Annotated in this window: 1 pseudogene; it reads left to right on the top strand. The window is 34.2% G+C overall.

Annotated features, from left to right (window positions below):
* Positions 1-240 (top strand): annotated as a pseudogene (locus A7A69_RS11655) (bifunctional 23S rRNA (guanine(2069)-N(7))-methyltransferase RlmK/23S rRNA (guanine(2445)-N(2))-methyltransferase RlmL); the annotation flags it as partial.

The raw sequence follows: 240 nt of genomic DNA, 5'->3' as shown, positions 1-240 counted from the left end.
GAGCGTAGATGTATCCAATACTTATTTGAATTGGTCAAAAGAAAATTTTGTTTTAAATGGTCTCACAGTTGACCATGCCGATGAACAACATATGTTCTTTGCCAGTGACTGTTTTTAATGGCTCAAAGAAGGTCATGAACAATATGACTTGATCTTTATTGACCCACCAACATTTTCAAACTCTAAAAAGTTTTATGGCACTTTTGATATTCAGCTTGATCATGTGTCATTACTCAAACG

The organism is Acinetobacter guerrae (genome assembly GCF_009372255.1).
In the GTDB taxonomy this organism is placed as follows: domain Bacteria; phylum Pseudomonadota; class Gammaproteobacteria; order Pseudomonadales; family Moraxellaceae; genus Acinetobacter; species Acinetobacter guerrae.
Note: the sequence above shows the minus strand (reverse complement) of the source record. Positions and strands in the feature narration are given on the sequence as shown.